Annotated in this window: 19 protein-coding genes; 14 read left to right on the plus strand and 5 right to left on the minus strand. The window is 39.9% G+C overall.

Features of this window, described 5'->3' with window-relative positions; genetic code table 11:
• Positions 1 to 57: 57 nt before the first annotated feature.
• The 3 genes from ABFY19_RS02740 to ABFY19_RS02750 all read right to left on the minus strand — a co-directional run bounded on the left by ABFY19_RS02740 (position 58) and on the right by ABFY19_RS02750 (position 4775).
• On the minus strand, positions 58 to 2304 hold the full coding sequence (locus ABFY19_RS02740; protein ID WP_418791736.1) for an S-layer homology domain-containing protein: 2247 nt from the start codon (positions 2302 to 2304) through the stop codon (positions 58 to 60).
• Positions 2305 to 2494: 190 nt separating this feature from the next.
• A complete protein-coding gene (locus tag ABFY19_RS02745; RefSeq protein ID WP_418791737.1) occupies positions 2495 to 4114 on the minus strand; it encodes a glycoside hydrolase family 57 protein in 1620 nt (539 codons plus the stop codon).
• A 22-nt stretch (positions 4115 to 4136) separates the two neighbouring features.
• Positions 4137 to 4775: a DUF4912 domain-containing protein gene (locus ABFY19_RS02750; protein ID WP_418791738.1), complete on the minus strand. Its 639-nt coding sequence runs from the start codon at positions 4773 to 4775 to the stop codon at positions 4137 to 4139.
• Between the two features lie 261 nt (positions 4776 to 5036).
• Between ABFY19_RS02750 and ABFY19_RS02755 the strand changes: the two genes are divergently transcribed.
• The 3 genes from ABFY19_RS02755 to ABFY19_RS02765 all read left to right on the plus strand — a co-directional run bounded on the left by ABFY19_RS02755 (position 5037) and on the right by ABFY19_RS02765 (position 8250).
• The gene (locus tag ABFY19_RS02755; protein WP_418791739.1) at positions 5037 to 7025 is read left to right on the plus strand and encodes a glycoside hydrolase family 15 protein; all 1989 of its coding nucleotides are present in this window, start codon (positions 5037 to 5039) and stop codon (positions 7023 to 7025) included.
• Positions 7026 to 7090: 65 nt separating this feature from the next.
• On the plus strand, positions 7091 to 7825 hold the full coding sequence (locus tag ABFY19_RS02760; RefSeq protein WP_418791740.1) for a lysostaphin resistance A-like protein: 735 nt from the start codon (positions 7091 to 7093) through the stop codon (positions 7823 to 7825).
• A 53-nt stretch (positions 7826 to 7878) separates the two neighbouring features.
• Positions 7879 to 8250 (plus strand): hypothetical protein, encoded by a 372-nt coding sequence (locus ABFY19_RS02765; protein ID WP_418791741.1) that lies wholly within the window; start codon positions 7879 to 7881, stop codon positions 8248 to 8250.
• A 22-nt stretch (positions 8251 to 8272) separates the two neighbouring features.
• Here the strand turns inward: ABFY19_RS02765 and ABFY19_RS02770 are convergent, their stop codons facing one another.
• Positions 8273 to 9364 (minus strand): hypothetical protein, encoded by a 1092-nt coding sequence (locus tag ABFY19_RS02770; protein ID WP_418791742.1) that lies wholly within the window; start codon positions 9362 to 9364, stop codon positions 8273 to 8275.
• A 14-nt stretch (positions 9365 to 9378) separates the two neighbouring features.
• The gene (locus tag ABFY19_RS02775) at positions 9379 to 10014 is read right to left on the minus strand and encodes a hypothetical protein (protein WP_418791743.1); all 636 of its coding nucleotides are present in this window, start codon (positions 10012 to 10014) and stop codon (positions 9379 to 9381) included.
• A 214-nt stretch (positions 10015 to 10228) separates the two neighbouring features.
• Here ABFY19_RS02775 and rlmD point away from each other — a divergent pair, with 214 nt between their 5' ends.
• From rlmD to ABFY19_RS02830, 11 genes are all read left to right on the plus strand, one after another.
• Positions 10229 to 11605 carry a 23S rRNA (uracil(1939)-C(5))-methyltransferase RlmD gene (gene rlmD / locus ABFY19_RS02780; protein WP_418791744.1) on the plus strand — a complete coding sequence of 459 codons (1377 nt, stop codon included), beginning with the start codon at positions 10229 to 10231 and terminating at the stop codon, positions 11603 to 11605.
• Positions 11606 to 11934: 329 nt separating this feature from the next.
• Entirely contained in the window at positions 11935 to 12159 is a 225-nt protein-coding gene (locus ABFY19_RS02785; RefSeq protein WP_068884138.1) for a helix-turn-helix domain-containing protein, read from the plus strand.
• The gene (locus tag ABFY19_RS02790) at positions 12152 to 14908 is read left to right on the plus strand and encodes a type I restriction-modification system subunit M (RefSeq protein ID WP_418791745.1); all 2757 of its coding nucleotides are present in this window, start codon (positions 12152 to 12154) and stop codon (positions 14906 to 14908) included. The genes ABFY19_RS02785 and ABFY19_RS02790 overlap by 8 nt, the downstream gene beginning before the upstream one ends.
• A gap of 2 nt (positions 14909 to 14910) precedes the next feature.
• Complete coding sequence (locus ABFY19_RS02795) at positions 14911 to 16149, plus strand: restriction endonuclease subunit S (RefSeq protein ID WP_418791746.1); 1239 nt, start codon at positions 14911 to 14913, stop codon at positions 16147 to 16149.
• A gap of 16 nt (positions 16150 to 16165) precedes the next feature.
• Entirely contained in the window at positions 16166 to 20146 is a 3981-nt protein-coding gene (locus ABFY19_RS02800; protein WP_418791747.1) for a type I restriction endonuclease subunit R, EcoR124 family, read from the plus strand.
• Positions 20147 to 20687: 541 nt separating this feature from the next.
• Positions 20688 to 21260: a sigma-70 family RNA polymerase sigma factor gene (locus ABFY19_RS02805; protein ID WP_353852829.1), complete on the plus strand. Its 573-nt coding sequence runs from the start codon at positions 20688 to 20690 to the stop codon at positions 21258 to 21260.
• 64 nt (positions 21261 to 21324) lie between these two features.
• On the plus strand, positions 21325 to 21993 hold the full coding sequence (locus ABFY19_RS02810) for a Rha family transcriptional regulator (protein WP_353852828.1): 669 nt from the start codon (positions 21325 to 21327) through the stop codon (positions 21991 to 21993).
• A 14-nt stretch (positions 21994 to 22007) separates the two neighbouring features.
• Positions 22008 to 22229 (plus strand): hypothetical protein, encoded by a 222-nt coding sequence (locus ABFY19_RS02815; RefSeq protein ID WP_353852827.1) that lies wholly within the window; start codon positions 22008 to 22010, stop codon positions 22227 to 22229.
• Positions 22216 to 22650, plus strand: a complete 435-nt coding sequence (locus tag ABFY19_RS02820) for a DUF4406 domain-containing protein (RefSeq protein ID WP_353852826.1) — start codon at positions 22216 to 22218, stop codon at positions 22648 to 22650. The genes ABFY19_RS02815 and ABFY19_RS02820 overlap by 14 nt, the downstream gene beginning before the upstream one ends.
• On the plus strand, positions 22647 to 23255 hold the full coding sequence (locus ABFY19_RS02825; protein ID WP_418791748.1) for a hypothetical protein: 609 nt from the start codon (positions 22647 to 22649) through the stop codon (positions 23253 to 23255). Before ABFY19_RS02820 ends, ABFY19_RS02825 begins: the two co-directional genes overlap by 4 nt.
• Positions 23256 to 25604, plus strand: a complete 2349-nt coding sequence (locus ABFY19_RS02830) for a VapE domain-containing protein (protein ID WP_418791749.1) — start codon at positions 23256 to 23258, stop codon at positions 25602 to 25604.
• Positions 25605 to 25660 lie beyond the last annotated feature (56 nt).

Here is a 25660-nt window from a genome sequence, read left to right on the forward strand (position 1 = left end):
TGTTTTTCTTATGCCAGTTAACATCATTTTTACTCTTATATAGAAAAAACTCTTTGATTAAGGTACAATTTTAACTGCAATCAGCCTGTTTCCGATATATGTTGCCTCGACAGTATCTCCTATGTTGAAGTCTCCGGCATCAGGGGAACTTATTTCCGGTATGGTAAGAGTAACCCGGTCATTCAGATAGAGGTATGATGAATAACCTTTATCATTTTCTACCTTAAGCTTGTCTGAATCTTCATAAACTGTGACAATTTGATACTCAAAGATGGTTCTGACATTGATATCTGTTATTATATTATTCTCATTGTTTTCAAGCCTTAACTCTACATAATCACCGCTATTCAAGTCGTCAAGCTCGGGTATGCCGACTCCTTTGATATTAACATCAACTTCCTCTGACAGGATATATGATTTTGTACCGGAAGAAACGGTATTTAGGGCAATCAGGTTACGGGAGGTATCAACAGTAACAATACTTCCTTCTACTGTATTTTTGGCTTCCAGGTATATTATTTCATTATTACGAAGCTGTACTTCTATCTTGAGATTCAGCTCAACTTCGGACAGTTTTGATGTTGTCTCGTTATCAATAAGAAACTCGGCATTGGAATTAACTTCGTATAGTTCCACAATCCCATCTTCGGTTTTCAGGGCAATAATCCTGTTGGAAGCATCAACTGCCAGCACGGTACCTATCAGGGTATTTTCGGCACTTCTATCTTGGACGCTTATTTGAGTAACCATTTCATTCTCAATGGTCAGAGCTACTTGATCATTTATCAATACATCTGAGAGCAAGGGATAGTCAAGTCCTGAAATATTGATTGCTACATCTTCTGCAATTTCAAATGCTTCCAGTTTATTATCTTCAGTGGAAATTGTAATAATGTTTTGTTCTTCGGAGAGCAGCAGCACCTTGCCGGATACCGTCAAATCTTGCCTGGCGTTTAGTAGTTCAATTTCAGAAATAACATTGTCCGTTAAGGTGATTTTCACTTCATCTCCAGGTTCCAGGTCCGTAATTTCCGGGAACCGTATCTGAGGTATGATGACAGATAATTGATCGGCGTACCGGTATGAATCCAGAGTACCCTGTGAATTTTTAATTATAATCAGCCCTGTATCTGTGTTAATCGAGAAAAGTATACCGGTATCAGCGTCATTCTGACCTGAGTTGAGCAATAATATAAATACTACTTCACCGGAAGAATTGCAGCTCAAGGTTACATTATCACCTGTCTCAATATCTGTAAGCCCGCTTAAGGGGCCTGTTTCTGCAATAAAAGAAGCATAATCTGAAACTGTATTTGTATGTATTTTTAATGTTTCATCTTGAATAATAATTATATTTTCAACGGGAAGAACTTGGAGTACAGAGCCGGTTAAGGTATCTACAACTGCATCTGTTGTTAAAATTTCAACCAGCTTGACTGTATCCCCCTTAATAATAACTCTTACCGGATCATTTTCTGAAATACCGTCCCAGCCTATATAACTGCCGTCTTCATCAAAAATCCAGGTATCGGAACTGATCTCAAAAGTTTCTATCACGCCGTTTATTGTAAGAGAAAGAGATAGTCCCGATTGTCCTGCAACTCTTGCAGATAAAAAAGTTTTACTAAGGTCAAGGTACTTTTCACTTTCGCCCAGCAATTTAACCATTTCCGCCCTGGTGACATAACGATATGGCTTAAAGGAATTATCCGGATACCCATTAACCAATTTGTATTTGACAGCTGTATTAATGTAGCCCCGCGCCCATTGAGGAACTGTTGCGGCATCCCCGAATTCCGGCATTTGCCCAGACAACTGAGAAGCTTCACCTGATTTTCCAATAGATCTGACAATCAATTGCGTTACCCAGGACCTGGTTGCCCCAGCAGCTGCATTAAAATTATTTTCTGAAGGAACGATAAGTCCTTCTTGTACTGCAAAAAGCATTTCGGCTTTGTAATAATCACTGACCCACTGCGGGACTTGCACAGGCAGTTCTTGACTGGTATCAATGGCAGCAAGGCGGTCGGTGACCTCCATATTACGGATTGTCATCAGAATAGCTTCTACTTGAGTAATTGCCTTGTTAGGCTGAAATGTCCCATCAGTATACCCACTAACAACTCCGCGGACGTTCATTTTTATAATGTTTTTCAATCCCCAGTGGGTTGTATCGATATCTTTAAAGGGAGTCGTTCGTGATGAGGGATTTGCGAAGACCGGTACAACCAGTGTCAACAGAAACAGCAGTAAAAGTGTGAAAAAGCTTAAGAACCTGGTCTTTTTGCCGGGCAGTCTGGACATATATCCACCTCTCCTTTATTTTAGTAATATGTTGGCTTGGAGAATTACCCCTTAGCAGACATTACCAAAAAATTCGACGGAGAGCACTTGAATCCCTTTTTTTACTGTTATTTCCTTTGACGGAATGTGAGGAATCTTACCTTGCTGTTAACGATTTCGGTAAGATTCCTCTATAAAAATATGGGCAGGATTAAAGGTTAACGGCAATCTTGCTTTTAGTTGGCCGGTATGGCAGAAAATGCCTGTAATTTATATCTGGAAAAATATTGTCCTTGTATTCAAGGTCAGACAACCATGAAGGATTTATCTTATTCCATTTGATGTCTTCATAAAGACCGTTGAATCTATGGATATGCTCTTTTGTTCTTTTTTGGGCATAATCAACCATGGTACCGGTTTTCATAATAAAAGCCCAATCGCTGCTTTGTGCCAGCAGCACCTCGCGGGCTGCCTGTTTTAAAGCCCTGAGCAGGTCGCCTTCAGCTTCAGGGAACATTGAAGCTAATTCAGTCATTCTTTCACTGGCCTTGTGCAAGTGACGGTAAATCCAGTCATTGCTTCCTTCCAGCCATACTTCGTGATAACCTTTGTATCCCCAGCTGGACGCTGAAGGGATAGTCATCTGATTTACCGGATATTCGGCCAGATAATCACCTGGGGTTGCCAGCTGAAGAACCTCCTGGTCACAGGCAATTTTTCTTATGAGATAATTCAGGAACTTTGGTCCTTCAAACCACCAATGTCCAAATAATTCGGCATCATATGGGGATATTATAAGGGGTTTACGGTCCAGCACACTTGTCAGGTACTCAACCTGTTTCTCCCTGTTAAACATAAAATTGCCTGCATGCTGAGCTGCTTTATGGTTTGCATGATGCATGTTGTAAGGCTCTTTATAATTTGATTTCCCGGTAATCCGGTGGTATTTGATGCCGGTATTAATCCTTTGCCCATTTGGATGAATATATGGTTTAACGTAATCAAAATCAAGGTCCCAGCCTATGTCACGGTAATATTCCCGGTAGTCAAAATCTCCGGGGTAGCCTTCGTCAACACTCCAAACCTGTTTGGATGTTTCCGTATCCCTGCCGAAGGCAGCAACTGTGGACGGACAGTAGACAGGGGCATATATTCCGTATTTCGGTTGTGTTTCAGCATGCATGATGCCGTGAGTATCTACGAAAAAGTATTTGATTCCAAATTCTTCAAGGATATGGTCATCTCCCGGGTTGTAGCCGCATTCCGGCAGCCAGATACCGATTGGTTTTCTGCCCATCAATTTAGTATATAAGTCTACAGCGACTCCTATCTGAGCCCGGACACTTTCTCTTTTTACCCCGATAAGGGGTAAATATCCATGTGTTGCCCCGCAAGTTATTACTTCCAAGACTCCAATATCCTGAAACTTTCGAAATGCATTTAAAAGGTTCCTGTGATAACGGTCATGGAAAGTCCTGCTGGCTTCAATGAACATATCCCTGTACATTATGGCAGTTTCATGAAAATGTGGCTCCCATTTAGTCCGGGAGACTTCTTTTTCCGCAAGTTCAATTAATTTTGTGATGTGGTTTGAGTACCTTTGCTGCAGGAGTTCATCAGTAAACATTGACATTAGTGGAGGTGTAATTGACATCGTTATTCGAAAATCAATTTCATCATTTACCAATGATTCAAAAACATTTATTAAAGGTATATAGCATTCAGTTATAGCTTCAAAAAACCATCTTTCTTCCAAAAAAAACTCATGTTCGGGGTGCCGAACATAAGGCAAGTGCGTATGCAAAACCAGGGCAAGGTATCCTTTAGGCATCAAATCATTCCTTTCTTATTTGTTACTGGACAAAATTTTTAAATATTTCGTAAGAACTCATCCCACCTTTTTTCCCAATACGTGAATACAATTTGCGCCGGTTCCCCGATACCAGCATCCATTCGGGATCAGTCCTGTCCGACAGGCAATTCCTTGGTGTGGAGGTGATATTTGACCTGGCAATTGTAACAAAGGTACCATCTTTAAGAATCTTGCCAAGGTCAACGCAAAATGTTCGGTTAGGGGTGCCGACATGGAGGTACCAGTTTCCCGCAAAATCATTGATAACAATATCAAAAAAGCTGTTGGCATTGACACCGTTAAAATAATCAATGCCGGTTACATCATAAACCCGCAAAACAGGAAGTGACTCATCCCACTGGCTGCCATGGGTGAATCTTAGGCTGTTCCTTAGTTGTTCACTTATATCCCAGTATGCAAAAATTGTTTCGGGGTCTCTTGCCATAATCATTATTTTGTTGTCATCATATCCCCAGGGTAGATTAATGACGTAATCATGTTCCGGACCGGGTTCCGGCTCAGCCAAAAATTCCAGACGAGGAAATAATTCCTTTGCTGTTTCGGGTTCCGGTGTGATTTTCCGTACCGGCGGTACCGTTTCCGGAAGTGATTTATGAGCCATAGGTTTCTTTTTAGACATATAATATATACCTCCGCCTAATATAAGTATACTGAAAAACAGTATTAGCATAAAACCACTAAAATTATACATTGATCCCTCCTCCTTTTCCCCGTTAGGAAAACAGTATTGAACTGATATCCTTATATTTTGCCGGGCTTTGTGGAATAATGTTTTGTGAAATTAGTGTTCAATGACCTTTTTATTATTTCACATAAATGAAAATTTATTTAGGCAAACTTTTAATAAATAGGAAAAACTGAATGAATGGAGCTGCATAATATGCCAAGAGATATTGCCATTGGCAATGGTTCTATGTTAATTAATTTTGACCGCGGTTTGAATATGAGGGACTTATACTATCCTGTCATTGGCTTGGACAATCATATTCTGGGGCATCGCAACAGGCTCGGAGTATGGGTTGACGGAAATTTTTCATGGATTGACGACAATGTCTGGGCCAAGAAAGCCGGATACCGGCAAAACAGCCTGGTAACAAGTATAGAGGCTGTAAACAATCAAATAGGGATTTCCCTTGAAATAACTGATGCTGTTCACTATAGGAAGGACTTATATGTGAAGATGATCCGCATTACTGATGTTTCCGGCAAAGGCCGTGAAGTTAGACTGTTTTTCACCCATGACTTTTCAATAAATGAGACTGATGTAGGTGATACAGTGATATACGAACCTACACATAATTGTATAATTCATTATAAGCGGAACCGGTATTTTCTTATTAATGGCAGAACCGTTAGTGACAGAACAGGTGAACAGGGGATTTTTCAGTATGCCATGGGAATTAAGAGGTTTAAGGGGGCCGAAGGAACATGGAAAGATGCTGAGGATGGATTTTTGGAACAGAGTCCGGTTGCCCACGGGTCTGTGGATAGTGTTGTCAGTTTTAGCTGCAAGCCTGAAGATACAGGTACAAGTTCTTTATATTATTGGATTGCTGCCGGAACAGATATCAAAGATGTCAGGTTGGGGAATGAGTATGTTCTGGAAAACGGGGCGGAAAAAATAATAGATGATATAGATGCATATTGGACTGCTTGGGTATATAAGAAAAGCAGGGATTTTGCAGACCTTAGCGGTGAAGTTAGGGACATGTTTCATCGCAGCCTATTGCTAATCAGGACCCAGACAGATAATGGCGGTGCTATCTTGGCGGCTAACGACTCCGACGTATTAATGTACCACAGGGACCATTACAGTTATATGTGGACACGTGACGGCGCCCTGGTTGCTTATGCCATGGATATGGCAGGATATCCTGAAATTACGGAAAAATTTTATCAGCTCTGTGCCGATATCATTACTGAAGGTGGTTATTTCCTGCATAAATACAATGCGGACGGGACTCTTGGCTCCAGCTGGCATCCCTGGTTTCGAGACGGTGAGATCCAGATTCCGATCCAGGAAGATGAAACAGCCTTGGTGCTATTTGCCTTGGGTCATTATTACACTTTATACCGTAACCTTGAATTCATTGAGTCCCTGTACCCGCGTCTAATAACAAAGGCAGCCGATTTTTTGGTATCTTATCGCGATCCGGTGACAAAACTACCATTGCCCAGCTTTGACTTGTGGGAGGAACGCCGGGGAATATTCAGCTTTACAACTGCTGCTGTCTATGGGGGCTTAAAGGCCGCCGGGTTTTTTGCGGAAACCCTCAATGACCGTAAGTCTGCTGAAAAGTACGGACAAGCGGCCCTGGCGGTCAGGAAGGCAATGGAGAAACACCTCTACTGTCCTGAACTGGGACGATTTTTAAGGGGAGTATATCCTCAAAAGGACGGTACATTAGAGAAGGATGTTACTCTTGACAGCAGTTTATACGGGATTTTTGAATTCGGGGCATTTGCTCCCGATGACAGGCGGGTTGTGAATACAATGAATTCGATAATGGAACAGTTATGGGCCAAAACTAATGTTGGCGGTATTGCCAGGTATGTTGACGACTACTATTTCAAGAAAAGTGATGATGTTGAAAATGTTCCCGGAAACCCGTGGATTATATCTACTTTATGGATGGCCGAATGGTTTGCCGATACAGCCAAAGATTTTACAGCCCTGGCTAAGAGCCGGGACCTTATAAATTGGGCTGTCAATTATGCTTTGGATAGCGGAGTTTTTTCTGAACAGGTACATCCATATACTGGTGAGGATTTATCGGTATCGCCGCTGACATGGTCCCATGCTACATTTATCCTTGCGGTTGAAAAGTATTTAAATAAGTACAGGCAGTTCAAAGAACCCCTCAATTAGCATCTTGTCAGGTAAAGCAAAATCTGTTATTCTTGGCAAGAGAACATGGATGCAGAGGTAATTAAATGGAATCAAAAAAAGTAGTATTACCCCCGCTGTACCCCAAGTGGAAGTGGTGGGATTTGGTTTTGGTGCTGGTTATGCTGCTGGCCTTGATACCGGCATCGGGATTATTGAAAAACTATATTTTACAGATGATATCAGCCCTCAAAATTACCGGAAACAGTCCTCAGACCCTGGCTCTTTTTCTGGGCACTTTTGTCCAGGCAGGCATTATGATTTTTTCCGTGGCTTTGCTTACTTGGCGCAGGCACGGTTCTCGTGAAGACCTTGGCCTGATCAGTGATAATTTAATGCAAAATATATTTCTGGGCCTTGGCGGCGGGATTGTCCTTGCGGTGGTAGTATGGATTATGGGACTCATTGTTTTTCGGATTTTTGGTCCTCCGCCTCCTCAGGATATTGAGAAGCTGTTGACTGGTCTAAAATCAGGCAGAGATTTGCTGCTGCCTTTTATTTCAGTTTCAGTACTGGCTCCCTTGAGTGAAGAAATATATTTCCGCGGCATGGTATTTCCCGTGATTAGAGCCCGGTATGGCCAGGCAGCCGGAATGTTATTATCAGGTTTGATTTTTGGTGCCCTGCACATGGATATTTACCGGGTGCTTCCCATAACGGCCATGGGTTTTATGCTGGCATATTTCTATGAAACAACAGGTTCCCTTATTACACCTATTGTTGCCCATTGTGCTTGGAATTCAATTATGCTTTTTATTTTCTATATAGCCGGCAATTATTAAATACACGAGATTGATATATTTATTGTCTGCTTAACAGCAACAGGGGGTGTGTTATGAACTTTACGCGTTTTTATGCTGCCGGTGCTATAGCAATAGGCATTATGCAAGTGATTGACGGTGTTCTCCTGGTATTGAACAAAGGCAATCCGACAATGTTTAACTATATTGTGGTTATGTTTGAGCTTTTTTGGCTCCCTGTTTGCACGATAATGGTATTTGTGTTTAAGAAAAATAAATTAAGCATGCTGTCTCCATATTCATATATTTTTTACAATTTTATCGGCTGGACCATTGCGGCATTGATGGCAGAGCCGGATGCCGGAACCGTAAACGCGACAATGGTTTGGTTTGCAGTAATTGGTATTGCTTTTGGAATTTATTATGTGGCTATCAATGACAGGTTATTCAGAAAGCTGCCCCGGTGATAGCTGCTGCCCCGGTGAATGCTTAGTCAATGTATACATCTTCAGCGCAATTATATGCATTTTCAGGCTTAAAGGGTTCATTGCAGGCATACCTGCCACTGTTTAAGATTGTATTTTTCGTTAGCATGTGGAAAAACGGGATGCCGGTGTTTTCTTCAAGTACCCGGAACCGATCCTTGTCAATATGGTAAGTTATCATATAATTAACTGAACTTTCGGGATCTTCTGTTATTGCATAGATGTTCCCTTGTTTCTTAAGTTTAAAAAGGTATTCCAGGGGATGTTTTTCTCCCTTGGGAAAAATAAAAAAATTGGCGTCATAATCATCATGTTTCAGGCTGTTAAAGGGAATGTACCCCAATGGTATATTTACGTTTTTGGCTGCAGGGATGGGTTTGCCTGTAATAGACTCATTGTCAAAACTTATCCGGAGATCACCATAGCCTATAAAAACCGGCTTGTCCTCCCTGGCAATAAACAGGTAATAAAAGTAATCATCAAAGGATAACTCTTCTTTTAAGACCACTTTAGCCTTATCACTGTTATGTGGTTTGATTAGAAGTCTCAGTCGGGCCTGTTTCATTATTGATTTAACGGAAACATTTACATAACCGGACAGGAATGAAACACTTCTTAGCATTACAGGGGGCGGAATCAGGGGACTCATCAGATAGTTTCCAAAAGGGTAAATGGTGTTTTTGAGCAGATAGCGGTAAAACACCAAAATGCCAAGTCCCATAAAAATTGGCAGTATATAGAACAATATTGATGCTAAAGATACCTTGAATGTCCACTGGAAGCCTATGGTTAAAATGCTTACCCATGATATTATTACTACAGCTATGGTTAAATTAATGTATTGAACAATCAAGCGTCCGGGTGTGTCTGGAAACAGGTAATGCATCTGGTATTTTTCGATAAGTTTGTACATCTTTCCCGTAATATTGGTATCACTTTGGTAGGAGAGGTCAAGAAATTCCTCCAGAATGTCCTGGAGCCGTTCAACCCGGCGCTGCACAGTCAGGGATACGAAAATACCCACAGATCCCAACAAGGTTGTCAGGGCAGCATTTATGGAAGTTAGTACACGTAAATATGATTGAGTATCAAACAATAACAACACCTCGGTCAAGTTTCAAGGTTAAAGCGGGCATTTTTGGCTGCAGCGGCAAGCGGCTTTTCTCCGTTTTCCAAGGCCTTGTTCTCAATAATCCGTAATGAAGACTGGGTATTGCCGGTGGGAAGCCCTTCAAGTGCCGCAAGGCGTCCCATGCCGCTAATAGAAACAATAATTTCCCGGCAAGCTTCGTAATAACAGTTTTGCACCAAAAAAGAACCGACTGTACGCAGGCAGTCACAAATATAATTCCATATTTCTTCTGAAAAAGGGAAGTCAGGCATCAGACATCTGCTGAATATCATTCGGAGACGGAACATATAGAGCTCTGCCATGTGTTTTTCATTGTTATCGTTAATTCCGGCCAAGAGATATTTCAGCAATTCATTGATACCTGTTTTTATTTTGTCCAAGTGACATTTGGCGATTTCTTCCATCATGATTTCCTGGAAGCTGCCCAGCCCCTCTTCACCAGGTGTTACAGGTGACAGCAGTTCATCTAGGAAAGGGACCGTTTTTAATTTGCCTAAATCCATATAATTATTAGCATTATAATTAGTATCATTATTATCATTATTATCATTGATATGTTTTGTCCGGTTCAGCTCTGACCTGATTCTGGAAATAAAGCTGGCTGTATTTTCCATTACATGCTCCGCAGGTAAATAATATTTTCTTCTATTATGTCAAAGGTTTACTCCCGGTATACTGCAGGAATTTTTTTGACATCAATAGAAAAAGATAGTTTAAGAAAAAAGTAGGCTACTGTGGAGGGTAAAACAAAAAGTCCAAGGCATAAAGCCTTGAACATAAAGGAAATTCTATTTCCGAGAGACTTAAAATAGATTGGGGAGGAAGCTAATGAGTCGTGATATAGTCGTAAATTCGGAAGATGAAATTGAACTTTACATAGAAACGGTTAACCATCAAGGAGAGGGTGTCGGAAGGTACCGGGGCATGGCGGTTTTTGTACCTTTTACCATTCCGGGAGAAAAGGTGCTGGTCAAAATAAACAGTGTTAAGAAAAATTTTGCCCAGGGTGAAATAGTTGAGGTTATTTCTTTGAGTGAAAAGAGAATAGAGCCTAGATGTCCGGTATTTGAAACGTGTGGCGGGTCAAAATTTCAGCATATGGATTATGGGCTGCAGCTTGAACTTAAAAAGCAGCTTGTTGAGGATTCGTTAAAACGCATAGGGAGAATTACTGATGTTGAGGTCAAGCCGGTAATTGGCATGGAAAGCCCGTGGGGTTATCGTAATAAGGTGCAGTTTCAGGTTAATTTTACCGATGGTAAGATAAAGCTGGGGTTTTTTGAAGAAGGAACACATGTCCTTGTCCCGACAACAAACTGTCATTTGCTGGACGAGCAGGTGCGGGAAATCGCTTCATTTGTGGAAGCCCTGCTGAATAAATTTAAGCTGTCTGTTTATAACCGGGAAACTGAAGAGGGTCTGTTGCGCTATGTGATTATCAGAAAAGGGTGGTTTACTTCAAAAGTGATGGTGGTTCTGGCAACATCAGGTGAAAAGTTCCCTGAGGCCTTTGTTTTTGCCAGGGAGCTGCGGGCCAAGCTCCCTGTAGTTGTATCGGTAGTCCGCAACATTAGCCAAAAACCAACCCGGCATGTATTTGGCAGGGAAACACAGCTCCTGTCAGGGCAGTCCACCATAACGGACCATATCGGGAAATATATATTTGCCATATCCCCGGAATCTTTTTTTCAGGTAAATTCCCGGCAGACAGAGATTTTATATGAAAAGGCCCTGGAATATGCGGCACTGACAGGAGAGGAAACAGTCCTGGATGTATACTGTGGAATAGGGACCATTTCGCTGTTCCTGGCCGAAAAAGCAAGACGTGTGATTGGTTATGAGGAGTCACCACAAGCGGTGAGTGATGCCGGAGCCAATGCAAAGATGAATAATGTAACTAATGTGGAATTTGTTTCCGGCAAAGCCGAGAATCGCCTGCCCAGGCTGGCTGAGCGCGGGTTTAAGCCTGATGTGATTGTGGTCGATCCCCCCAGACAGGGGATTGATAAAAAGGCTTTACAGGCAATAGCGGATATGGAACCGGCAAGAATAGTGTATATCTCTTGTGACCCCGGCACTATGGCCAGGGACCTGCAGTTTTTGTCATATAGGGGATACAGGGCGGTGGAGGTGCAGCCGGTGGATATGTTTCCGCAGACGGTGCACGTTGAGACGGTAGTATTGCTGTCAAAGGTCGATAAATAAAAGTGTAAAAGTGCTTGATATAAAGGGAATTCCGTGATTTTGAACTCATATTCAAACTGGGTTCAAGGTCATGGAATTTTTTATTGTAAGAACATATCTAATGACAGAAAAACACAAGGTTGTGTGGACAATATTACTTTTTGGCTACTGAGTTGACGAAATTACTGTCAAAAAGGTGGCGAGTGGATAGAATTACTGTAAAAATGGGGTTGAGTTGTCTGAAATGTTGAAACATCTTTATATTATAAACCAAATATATTGACAAAATCATCTTATTTATGCCATAATATTAAATGGATTTATTAATTTACAGAACGGAGGACGGTTATATGATAAAAAACAATATTGAAAAAGATATTAAAATAAAATGTGTTGAAGCTGATACAACACAAGCTGCTTTAGCTGAAAAAATAGGAAAAACCGTACAGTATGTAAATCGTATCGTAAAGAAAGATGATGGTGTTGTAAATAAAACTTTTATTCAAATGATGGAAGGATTAGGTTATGACATTAGGCTTATCTACGAAAAAAGGGAGGACACCGACAATGAATAAACAGCAATTGGCTTCTACAATTTGGCAGTCAGCAAATCAAATGCGTTCCAAGATAGAAGCAAATGAATATAAGGATTACATCCTCGGTTTTATGTTTTATAAGTACCTTTCAGAACGTGAAATTCAGTTCTTGAAAGATGAAGGATATAAAGATGTCGATATTAAAAAGGTTAGTGAGGAGGATGTTCAACTGGCAAAGCACATTCGCCAGAATATTGGTTATTTTATCTCATATAACAATCTTTTTTCCACATGGCTTGAAAAGGGTGATGATTTCAATATCGCCAATGTTCGCGATGCTTTAAATGCATTTGACTTAAACATAGAGGAAACCTATAAGAAGATTTTTGAAAATATATTTAAGACATTGCAGTCTGGGCTTTCCAAATTGGGTGATACAGCTCAAAAACAGACCAAGTCAGTAAAGGGTTTGTTAAAGCTTATTAGACGAATTCCTATGGATGGAAAACAGGATTATGACATTTTAGGATTTATTTATGAATATCTCATCAGTATGTTTGCAGCAAATGCAGGGAAAAAAGCTGGAGAATTTTACACACCGCATGAGGTGTCAGTTTTGATGTCTGAAATTATAGCAGAGCATTTAAAGGATAAAGAGCACATTAAAATCTATGATCCAACATCTGGCTCAGGATCTCTCCTAATCAATATAGGTACTTCAATTAGTCGATTTATTCCTGGCGAGAACAAGGTTGATTACTATGCGCAAGAATTGAAGGAAAATACATATAACCTTACTCGAATGAATTTGGTTATGCGTGGTATTAGTCCCGCAAACATTAATGTACGAAATGGCGATTCATTAGAGGATGACTGGCCCTACTTTGAAAATGACCAAAACAGAGAGCAAACTTATCGTCTGGTCAAGGTGGATGCAGTAGTTTCAAATCCGCCTTATTCTCAGAAATGGGACCCAAAAGATAAAGAATATGACCCTCGGTATAAAGAGTTTGGCGTAGCTCCAAAAGCAAAAGCAGACTATGCATTCTTGCTGCATGAGCTATATCATTTAGAGGATGACGGAATTATGACCATTGTTTTACCGCATGGGGTATTATTCCGTGGCGGTGAAGAAGGTAAAATCAGAGAAACGCTTATCGAACGAAATCACATAGAGGCTATCATAGGTTTGCCTGCAAACATATTTTTTGGAACTTCTATTCCTACGATTGTTATGGTGTTGAAAAGAACACGTAAGGATTCTGATGTGTTGATTATTGACGCTTCAAAAGGATTTGAAAAAGCAGGAAAAAATAACAAACTTCGTGCCTGTGATATTAAAAAAATTGCAGATGCTGTGAGACTTAGACAGCCTATTAAAAAATATGCAGCTCTTGTGACCAAAAAGAAAATACGTGAAAATGAATATAACCTAAATATTCCTAGATACGTGGATTCTTCCGATGATCCAGAAACTTGGGATATTAGGGCGACTATGTTTGGTGGTATTCCGATGCACGAAGCCACATTACTTAAAGAGTATTGGGATACATTCCCTGGTCTTTTTGAAGCACTATTCAAAGAGATGTCGGAGGGTTATTTAATGGTTCCTCACGAGGACATCAAAGCTGTCACTCTAGAGGTTCCTTCCATCCAAGAATACAAACAGGCTTTCGCTGCGAGTTTTGATGGTTTTTATAAATCCTTGTATGATTCTCTCATCGAAGATATTTTGGATGTAAACGCACAGGGGAAAAAGGATGAGGTGTGTGAAGAGATTTTTAATCGCATTTCAAGGGTCAAACTCTTGGACAAATATAAAGCCTACCAAATCTTATCGGAAAATTGGGACGTCATAGCGGCTGATTTAGAAATGATACAGGGTGAAGGGTTTGAAGCGATTTTTCAAGTTGACCCCAATATGGTTATTAAAAAGAAATCAGATGACGACGATGAAGTACCAGAAGTACAGGAAGGCTGGAAAGGCCGTATTCTTCCTTTTGAATTGGTGCAGCAAGAAATACACGCAGATGAACTGAATGAGATTATCGTGCTTGAAAATCGTTTGCGTGAAATTGCATCTATTTATACTGAAGTTTTAGAGTCGTTGGAAGATGACGAACTAGAAGGAAGTACAGTAACTGAAGAAAAGGACTCTTTTGTCGCGAAGGAAGTCAGAATTTTTGTAGCAGAGGCACTAAAGGATGTAGATAGTCCAGAAATTGCAGCACTTCAAAAATATCTACTACTTTCAAAAAAGAACGATAAGTTGGATTACATTGCCACAACCAATATAGTTGCGTGGGGTGAGATGAATGCAAATAAGGACGGCACTTATGGCAAACCCGCCGTTAACAGTCGTATCGCGCAATTACAAATGGAATACGATTTTCCTGAGAATTCTTTTGAGGCAAAGATGAAGCAAGTGCTTATGCTAATGGATGAAGAAACACAAAGCAAGCGTGAACTTCGAATAAAAAAGGATGAACTACATCTAAAAACAAAAGATACCATTGAGCATATGGATGAAGATACTGCATTGCGACTTTTGGATTTGAAATGGATTGAACCACTTGTAAGTGGAATATTTGAGTTGCCAGAAAACATGATTAATCAGATGATTACCAAAATTATTGCGCTCCAAAATAAATATGCAACTACATTTGCAGATATTGAAGAAGGTATAACTGATACTAGAAAAACCTTGTATAAGATGCTTGGTGATCTTACCGGAAGTGTATCTGATATGGAAGGATTAGCAGAGTTTAGAAAGAGTCTGGAGGTTTAAGGATGGATAAAGAAAAATTGTTACCCAGTCTAAGATTTTCTGGATATAAGGATACATGGGAAAGGAATAAATTAGAACACTACCTTAATGTTTCCAATGAAAAAAATACCGAAGGGATTTTTGGTAAAGAAGATGTCTTATCTGTATCTGGTGATTTTGGTATCATAAATCAAATAGAATTTCACGGCAGATCATTTGCAGGAGTTTCAACAGCTAATTATGGAGTAGTTAACACAGGTGATGTCGTATATACCAAATCTCCACTGAAAGCAAATCCTTTTGGTATTATCAAAACAAACAAAGGACCTGCTGGAATTGTATCTACTCTTTATGCCGTTTATCATCCAAAAGAAAATGTTTATCCCGATTTCATCCAAGTTTATTTCGAACAATATGCAAGAATGAATCAATACATGCATCCTTTAGTAAACAAAGGTGCAAAAAACGACATGAAAGTATCAGATGCAAATGCATTAAAGGGGGATGTCGTTTTTCCAAAAGTGGATGAAGAAAAAAAGATTGTAGAATATTTTATGAATATTGACAGGCTTATTACACTTCACCAGAAAGAGTATGATAAGTTACTAATTATGAAAAAAGCTATGTTGGAAAAAATGTTCCCTAAAAATGGTAACAAGGTGCCAGAAGTACGATTTTCTGAATTTGATGGAGCGTGGGGGTATCGGAAATTGGGAACTATTTCTGATAAGGTTACGGAAAAGAATGTATATATGGAATATACAGAAACTTTAACAAACTCTGCGGAATACGGAATTATTAGTCAAAGGGACTTTTTTGATCATGATATTGCTAAGCAGGATAAAATAAACGGCTATTATGTAGTGCGTCCAGAGGACTTTGTTTATAATCCACGTATTTCAACAACGGCGCCTGTAGGACCGATTGGGCGTAACAAATTAGGAAGATGTGGAGTTATATCACCTCTATATACTGTATTTAGGCCAAAAGAGGTGGACAATACTTTTCTTGAGCAATTTTTTAAGAGCAGTCACTGGTATTCTTTCATGCGGTTTAATGGGGATACAGGTGCTCGCTCGGATAGGTTTTCTATCAAAGACACCACATTCTTTGAAATGCCGATTCCTTTTCCTAAATTAAATGAACAACGACGTATTGGACAATATCTTGCTGGATTGGATGTTCTTATTTCTCTTCAAGATAAAAAGTTAACTAAGCTAAAAAATATCAAGGCCGGTTGCTTAGAAAAAATGTTTGTGTAAATAGGAGGTGAGTTACATGTCTGAAATTATATATACAGAAGAAAAAGACTTTGAAGATGCGGTCATTAAAGCCCTGATTGAATATGGCTGGGAGCCGAATGTTATACGATTTCCTACTGAAGAAGATTTGATTCAAAACTGGGCAGACATTCTTTTCAATAATAACAAGCAGAATACACGTTTGAATGATTGCCCTCTGACCTCAGGTGAAATGGATCAGATTATAAACCAGGTAAAGGCTTTACAGTCACCAGTTTTACTGAATGAATTTATCAATGGTAGAAGTATTTCAATCACTCGCGATAACCCAGAAGATCAACTACATCTTGGAAAAGAAGTAAGTTTGAAAATCTATGACCGTCAAGAGATAGCTTTAGGTCAAAGCCGATACCAAATTGTACAGCAACCACAATTCAAGACAAAGTCTCCTATTCTCAACAATAGGCGAGGAGATTTGATGTTGCTTATTAATGGTATGCCAGTAATCCATCTGGAGTTAAAACGCAGTGGTATACCGGTCAGCGAAGCGTATAACCAGATACAGAAATATTCTCACGAAGGTGTATTCCGTGGAATTTTTTCTATGATACAGATTTTTGTAGCCATGCAGCCCAAAGAATCTGTGTATTTTGCCAACCCAGGTGAAGGCGGTGTTTTTAACAAGGCATTCTACTTCCATTGGGCTGACTTTAATAATAATCCCATCAATGATTGGCATACTTTTGTGCATAGGTTTTTATCTATACCTATGGCACATATGTTAATCGGGTTCTATACGATTGCAGATACTGATGATGGAATTCTTAAGGTAATGCGTAGCTATCAGTATTATGCTGCCGTTGGAATTGCTAATATTGTGGCTGATAAGAAAAGCCACTGGGATGACGGTAAGCAGCTTGGCGGTCATATTTGGCATACAACGGGAAGTGGTAAAACTATGACCAGCTTTAAGGCGGCGCAGTTAATTGCCAGCAACCATGATGCAGAGAAGGTAGTATTCTTGGTTGACCGTAAAGAACTAGGTATTCAATCTTTAAAAGAATACCGTTCTTTTGCATCCGAAAGTGAATCAGTACAGGCAACTGAAAATACAATGATTCTGACTTCTAAATTGAAAAGTGATGATCTTGATAATACGCTAATTGTTACGTCTATTCAAAAACTCAGTAATATTGCTGCCGAGGACTCAGGATTGAATGATGCAGACCTAAAAGCAATACAGCGTAAACGCATGGTTATCATTATTGATGAATGTCATCGTTCTACATTCGGAGATATGCTGATTAACATCAAGAATATTTTTAAGAATGCTATTATTTTTGGTTTCACTGGAACACCAATACAGGATTTAAATGCAAAGAAAGACAGTACCACCCCCACTATTTTTGGAGATGAAATTCATAGATATACTTTAGGGGATGGAATAAGAGACAAGAATGTACTAGGATTTGATCCATACCTTGTTCGTATCTATGATGACAATGATTTGAGGGAACAAATTGCATTGGAAAAAGCAAAAGCATCTTCTCAGCAGGAAGCCATGAGCGACCCCAAAAAGAAGAAAATATTTCTCAAATATATGGATTCATCACAGGTGAAAATGTACGGAGAGCTTGTTAATGGTAAATGGATTAGTGGTATAGAGGATTACATTCCCAACGAGCAGTATCAAACACCTGAATATAAGTTGGGAATTATTACTGATATAAAAAAGAAATGGTCCCTTTACAGTCGTGACAGACAATTTCATGCTATTTTTGCGACCAGCAGTATTCCAGAAGCAGTGGAGTACTATCGTCTGATGGTAAAGGAAATGCCAGAACTAATGATTACGGCTGTGTTCGATCCATCTATTGATAACGAAGGTGGCGGCTCACTTGAAAAGGAAGATGGCATTGTAGAAATATTGGAAGCCTATAACAGTAAGTTCTCTCAATCTTTTTCCATCGCTTCATACGATAAATTTCGTAAAGACGTTAGTTTGCGTATGTCACATAAAAAGCCTTATGAACGCTTGGGCAAAGATGAGCAAATTGATATTTTGATTGTTGTAAATCAAATGTTAACTGGCTTTGATTCTAAGTGGGTGAACACATTATATCTAGATAAAGTCATGGAATATGAGAATCTTATCCAGGCATTTTCTAGAACCAATCGTATTTATGATATGGCGGAGAAACCTTTTGGAATCATAAAATACTACCGACGTCCTAACACTATGGAGAAGAACATTGAAGCAGCGGTAAAAGCTTATTCCGGAGATGTTCCTACTGGGCTTTTTGTAGACAAGCTCCCAAACAACCTCAGACATATGAATACCCTGTATTTGGGTATTGAGCAGCTTTTCAAAAATGCTAATATTGTGAGCTTTGAAAAGCTACCAGAGGATTCAGCTGCAGTAGCGAAATTTGCCAAGGATTTCAAGCTGTTTGTAACACACCTGGAAGCTGCATTAATTCAGGGATTTGTATGGTCTAGAAAATTTTATCCAGACGAGAATCAGGTTGAGGATGCTATTGAAGTAGCACTTGATGAGATGACATATTTGACTCTCCTTGCCAGATACAAAGAACTTTCAAGAGGCGGCGGTGGAGGCCGAGGCGGAGATGTTCCTTATGAGGTGGATATTCATATCACTGAATATGATACTGGAAAAATTGATGCTAACTATATGAATTCCAATTTTGATAAGTATGTCACATTGATACAGGCCGATACCGATCCAGAAATTGTGGCTGCGGCATTAAAAGAACTACATAGATCTTTTTCCATGTTATCTCAAGAAGAACAACGCTATGCTGAACGATTTATACATGCTGTAGAGAGTGGAAAGGCAAATTTAGTTCCTGGAAAATCTTTCAGGCAGTATATTGCAGATTACATGAAGGCAGAAGAATATGCTAGAATTAATCGTGTTGTTAGGCGACTTGGTTGTAGATTTAATCTTCTTCGTGAATTGTTAGAGAGAAAAGTTAATAGTAGTACTCTTGATAACTATGGTAAATTCACAGAACTTAAAAATTCGGTAAATAAGATTAAAGCTAGAGAGTTTTTTAAACTTGTTCTCCGAAACGAGTATGTTGAACTTAGATTACCATTATATATTGAAGAGTATCTCCGTTTCTTCTTATTAAGTGGAGGACAAGATCCATACCTAAATGTGAGAGACGAAGAAATACCTACGCAGCCAAAGGATAAAGAATCGGAATCGGATGCACCAAATGTTGGAGTTGTTCTTACTGAGAATGATTATGTTGGTAAAAAGACAGTTTCTACAGTAAACAGTAAAACACTGACCAACTGGTACTCTGAAAGTAAAGCAGTAGCAAGCACAGTAAAAACAGATTGTTTTGCCTATGTGGACAATAAGGTTTGCCTGGTATCTTCTCAATATATTCAACGAACTAACGATGGTAACATTGAATTAACAGAATACGCAAAAGCTCATGAAGAAGAATGTTTCCTTCAATTCATTGTAGATGAAAATGATGGGAAATTGCACTATGTGAAACTTCCCGCGGCAAAAGCAGATTTGACATTCAATTATTATGATGAGATAAGTGAAGAATTACTCACTCAATATGGACTGGTAAATGAAATGTCTAAAGAAATGCTCAAAGCTATTGGGGAATTAGAATTTGGAGATGCATTGACAAAGCTGATGGATAAACATATTTGCAACTACTCAACTAGATTATTGAAAAGTGTAACGGGATTAGACATCAGAACCATCAGTAATATGAAAAAAGGTGCAAACCTTACTAAGCTAAATGTTATTTCTGCTTGTCTCGGAATTCATATTCCATTTAGAGTAAGTGATCGTATGCTACAATTAGCAGATCTAAGTTTAAATATGACTTCGACTGGTAGAATAGGCACGGATAATGAAACTTATGATATGTTGTTACATCTTAAATGGGCTACTGATTACGGGGATGTGTATGATGAACTTAAAGAGCAAAGTTTAGACTATCTTATTCATCAGCCGCCATTATAAGTCTATAATTTACTGATTAGACTGGATTATATGTCCGGTCTAATTTTTAAACTTTTTTTTGATGAAGTTAGTTCATCAGATTTCATTTGTCGTTAGTCATAAAAGCGACATTTATTCTTAAATAAGGAACAGTGTATATGAAAATATGCACTGTTCCTTATTTTTTTTCTCAAAAACACTATTTGCAGGAAAGTGATCTTCGAAATCAGTGGATTTTCTAAGTTAAGAACTAAAGTTTAACGATTATTAAGGCTTTTTGCTGTTGAAGTTTATTCAACGGGCAAAAAAAGTAAAAGTATTATCATTACCATAACAGGAGGACAAACCTCCTGAAATAAAATCTCAATGTCCGAGATGCGCATTAGGACGGCGGGATGCATAAAGAGTTCATAACACAGTGATAAAGACTGTGTTTGGAATGAAGATGCACCCACCGTGATTTCGTGCGCCCATTTTAAGGACAAGCGGAGTCTGTGGTCATCTTCACCACAGGCTCTTTTTGTATTCCGCCGCCCAATGCAGGGACGGAAAGGAATACTTAATGAAGATTCGAGTTTTGTATGAAGACAACATCAAAAACGGCCACAAGTTCTACACCACAATTGATATCCCGGATGGTGATTACAGCATCATGCTGGATATCGACTATGAACAGCGTCTTGCAGAAGCAAAGCCAGAAAAGAAGGCTGAAGTAAAGCGTTGTGAGACTGTACAGGAAATGTTCGACCTTATGAACAGTAAAGAATACAACTGCTGGCGCAGGGAAACCAGGTATATTGACTCCAATCCCAAGATGAAGAAGTTAAGTGGTAAAAGGGGATATATCCAGGCTGAACCAGACGATGAGTCCTTTAACATTATGGATTATCTCTGTACCACTTCTGATGACGAGACACGCAGTAGAGATTACGAACACGAGGATGTTTGCCAATTGGTACATAAGGCTCTTGGTAAAAAGCAAGATTGGATAGATATGTTTATCGCAGTACGCATCGATGGCATGCCAATTCGTGATTATGCTCGCTCTATCAGTGCTGATGAGAATAATATCAGCCAAAAGCTAAAACGTGCAGAGAAAAAACTTAAAGAATTTTTAGAAAACCATCAGATTTGACCTTCTCTCAAGGCTACCAGTTAGGAGGTCAAGTCCTCCAAAAAATTATAAGGAGGTAATTCTGATGAGAGAATTAATACCTAAAGACAAATATGGTGTATTTGCCGACACCAAGGATACGGCAAGAGTAGATAGCTTGTTTGTTGCTGAGTTCTTTGAAAAGGAGCATAAAAATGTTCTGCGTGATATTGCTAAAATCACTGACCCCAATTCTGGGTTAAGCAGAGAATTTGCTCAGCTCAATTTTGAGCCGACCTCATACACGGATGGTTGGAACAGAAAACAAAAGGCTTATGCCATGACTCGTGACGGTTTCACTATGTTAGTCATGGGATATACGGGACAAAAAGCAATGAAGTTCAAAGAGTTATACATCAAACGCTTTAATGAAATGGAGCAGTTTATTAAGACGCTTGTTTCAGCCCGTAAAGAGTTCCCTTTACTGACGGACAACATTAAGCTACTTCACGAAAATCCCAAGCCATATCACTTCAGTAATGAATGCGACATGATTAACCGCATTGTTACCGGGATGTCTGCAAAGCAATTTAGAATAGCCAATGGTATCGAAAAAGGTAAAAGTATTCGTCCCTACCTATCCGATGAGCAGATTACGATGCTTGAAACTTTGCAGAAAGTGGATGTGGGTTTGTTAGTAGCTGTTCCGGATTATCAGCAGCGAAAGCGTCATCTGGAATGGTACAAGTTGAAGATGGAAGAAAACGCAAATTAAGGAGGACAATTATTATGTTTTATGTGAAAGAAAAATTGAACCATACCATGGAGGTATCCATTGAAATAACAGATGAGAATGTATTTTGTCATTGCCCTATGTGCGGTACTGAGGTGTCGGTAGACATTGCAGAAATTTTAAGTGATGGAGAGAGCGATCTATTTGGCACGTCAGTATTTTGTGATGAATGTGGCAAGAAGGTTAGAGCTGGAGGCAGATATTATGAGCATAAATAAATTCAATTCAGAAGGATATCATGATCCGACTCCCCATGAAGCACTTATTAATGTAACTCGTGAGGAAAAGGCAGCAGCAAAAGCTGCCTTCAAACCTCTTGTCTATATCTGCTCTCCCTTTAGTGGCGATATTGAAAACAATAATAAGCGGACACGGGAGTTCTGCCGTTTCGCATTAGAAAAAGGAAATATCCCTCTCGCCCCCCACCTTATGTTTCCTCAGTTCATGGATGACAGCAATGAGAAAGAGCGCGATCTCGCTATTTTCATGGACATTATCTTAATGGGAAAATGCCAAGAGGTCTGGGTTTTAGGTGATGTTATTTCAAGGGGTATGAGTATTGAAATTGAAAAAGCAAAGAAACGCAGACAGCCGGTTAGATATTTCAATAAAGATTTTGAGGAGGTAGATGCTCTATGAGTGAAATAAAAGCATTACAGACCAAATATAAAGGTTACCTCTTCCGTTCAAGGCTTGAGGCTCGTTGGGCGGTATTCTTTGATTCCTGTGGTATCGAATATGAGTATGAACCCGAAGGTTATGACCTTGGAAACGGTTTGATGTATCTTCCGGATTTTCTTCTTCATGGTGTAGATGGTAGAGATGGCGGAGACCTTTATGTTGAGGTTAAGGGTCAGATGACTGATGCTGATGCGTATAAGATCAACCGTTTCTACGAGATAGGAAAAGATGACCCTGATGTTTACGGAAAGTCCAAGACCGCAATCCTTGTGGTTGGCAATATTCCAAGTGGTGGGGATATTGACGATATCCTTTGGTGCATTGAAGGTGAAGCTTATGCAAACAACGGAGATTGGCCTAATAGCTACAATTTTGAGACCATTGACGGTGACCACTTTGCTGCATATCCGGGAATCAACAAGAACGGTAAGTTCGAACTCTTTGGTGATGATTCTAACTACCTCTGCGATATGGATCGCAAGGCAACAGAGAAAGCTTACCGTATTGCCAGGCAGGCAAGGTTTGAGCATGGGGAAAGACCGCGTTTGAAAGGAGGGTTCTAAATGCGAGAATTAGCGATTGCCTATGGGAACAATCGGCAGGCAAAGAAATGGGTCAATAAGACCACCTCTTTTGATGAGTTGAAAGAAAGGTTGAAAGTTACTATCCGAACAACGGAATCTGCCGAAGAATATGCCAGGTTCAGCAAGGCAAAAAAGGATAATGCGAAAGACCATGGAGGTTTCGTTGCAGGTGCGTTAAAAGGCGGTCGTAGAAAAATTGACACTGTGGAGCTACGTTCTATGGTTGCCCTGGATGGAGATAGGATAGATAAAACTTTTCTTGAAAACTATGAAACCAGCACACCTTATACCTCTGTTCTTTATACAACACATAGCAGTACTGATGAAAACCCAAGAGTCCGTCTTATCTTTCCTCTTACAAGGGATGTGACTCCGGAAGAGTTTGTAGCGGTTTCAAGATACTTGGCACAGATGCTCGGGATTGATTACTTCGATGAATGTTCCTATCAGCCAAATCAGCTGATGTATTGGCCGTCCACTCCGTCAAACGGGAGTTTTGTATATAAGGAAGTAGATAAGAATTGGCTTAACCCGGATGAAATATTAAATGCTCACCCTGAATGGACAGATCCTACGAGGCTGCCGACTTCATCCAGGGAGAGCAAGGCAAATACAGTAACAAATCAGAAAGTGCAAGACCCTCTTGAGAAGGACGGCATTGTCGGACTTTTTAACAGGGTTTATTTCCCTATATCAAAAGCAATCGATGCGTTTCTGTCTGATGTATATGAGCCGACAGAAAACGAGAATAGGTATCACCTTATCGAATCAAGCAGTATTGCAGGTGTCGAAATTAAAGAAGAGGGAAAATTCGTATACAGCCATCATGCCAAGGACCCGGCATACCTTAAACTTTGCAATGCGTTTGACATCGTGCGTATCCATAAGTTCGGTGACGATGATGATAAGAAGTCCTTTAGAGATATGTGTGAGTTTGCCATGCAGGTTGATGAAGTAAAAGTTCTTGCTGCAAACGAGCGACTTGCGTTAGCTGAAGAAGATTTTTCTGCAGACGGTGATGACTGGAAGACGAGGCTTAAGTATCAACCGAAGACAAGCTTACTTGAAAACAGTGTGTACAACTTAAACCTTATCCTAAATAATGACCCCGATTTTAGAAATTTTGCATATAACGAACTGGCAAACCGTATCCAGGTTACAGGCTCACTTCCCTGGGAAAGACCGGAAGGTAACAAGTTCTGGCGAGATGCTGATACAGCACAGCTTAAGTCCATTATTGATATACGCTACCTTCCTTTTTCAAGCCGTAACCATGATGTGGCATTTACCAAGATTGCTGATGATAGGCGTTTCCATCCTATACGGGATTACCTTGATTCCCTTCCTGCATGGGATGGAACAAAACGTGTAGAGGATGTTTTTATCAAATATCTAAAGGCTGATGATACCGATTATATACGCACAGTCACCAGAAAGACCTTTGCAGCGGCTGTTGCACGCATATATGTTCCCGGTATTAAGTTTGACTGCGTTCCCGTACTTGATGGTGATCAAGGCATAGGAAAAAGTACAATTGTTAAAGACCTTGTAACCGCAGATTATTATTCTGAAACTCTATCTCTTACAGATATGGATGACAAATCGGGTGCTGAAAAATTGCAGGGATTCTGGGTGGTTGAAATCGGAGAACTTGCCGGAATGAGAAAAGCTGATATTGAAAAGGTTAAAGCATTCCTCTCAACCTCAGACGATAAATATCGACCATCCTATGGCAAAGTAGTTGAAAGCCATCCAAGACAGTGCATCGTCATTGCAACGGTTAACGGTGAGCGTGGATATCTGCGTGACATCACAGGTAACCGCCGCTTTTGGATTATTAAGGTGCATCAGAAAAAACAGAAAAAGACTTGGAATTTTACAGAGGAATATAGACAGCAGTTTTGGGCAGAAGCAAAAGAAATATGGAAGTCCAGCGAAAAGTTGTATCTCGAAGGTGACATTTTAGAAGAAGCTGAAAAGGCGCAAAAGGGTGCGATGGAAACTGACGAGCGTGTCGGCATGGTGGAAGAGTATCTTAATACGCCTTTACCTGCGGACTGGGATGATATGGATTTGTTTGCCCGCCGTAACTACTTGAACGGCAGTGAGTTTGGAGGTACTCAGCATATAGGAACTATTGCACGTACGTCAGTAAGCAATGCAGAGATATGGTGTGAATGCCTAAATCATAGTCTCCCTGACTTAAAAACTACGGATAGCTATCAGATTGCAGCACTCATGGCTCAGATTAGCGGATGGGAGCGAACCACTAATATCAAGCGTTTGCCGATTTACGGCAGGCAGCGTTTGTACCAGAAAACTACTTAAGCGTGACACACACAACACAACTTTTTCCCTTATATTCAAAATGGTTTTTTATAAAT

It is taken from the genome of Phosphitispora sp. TUW77 (assembly GCF_048453025.1).
Taxonomy (GTDB): domain Bacteria; phylum Bacillota; class Thermincolia; order Thermincolales; family UBA2595; genus Phosphitispora.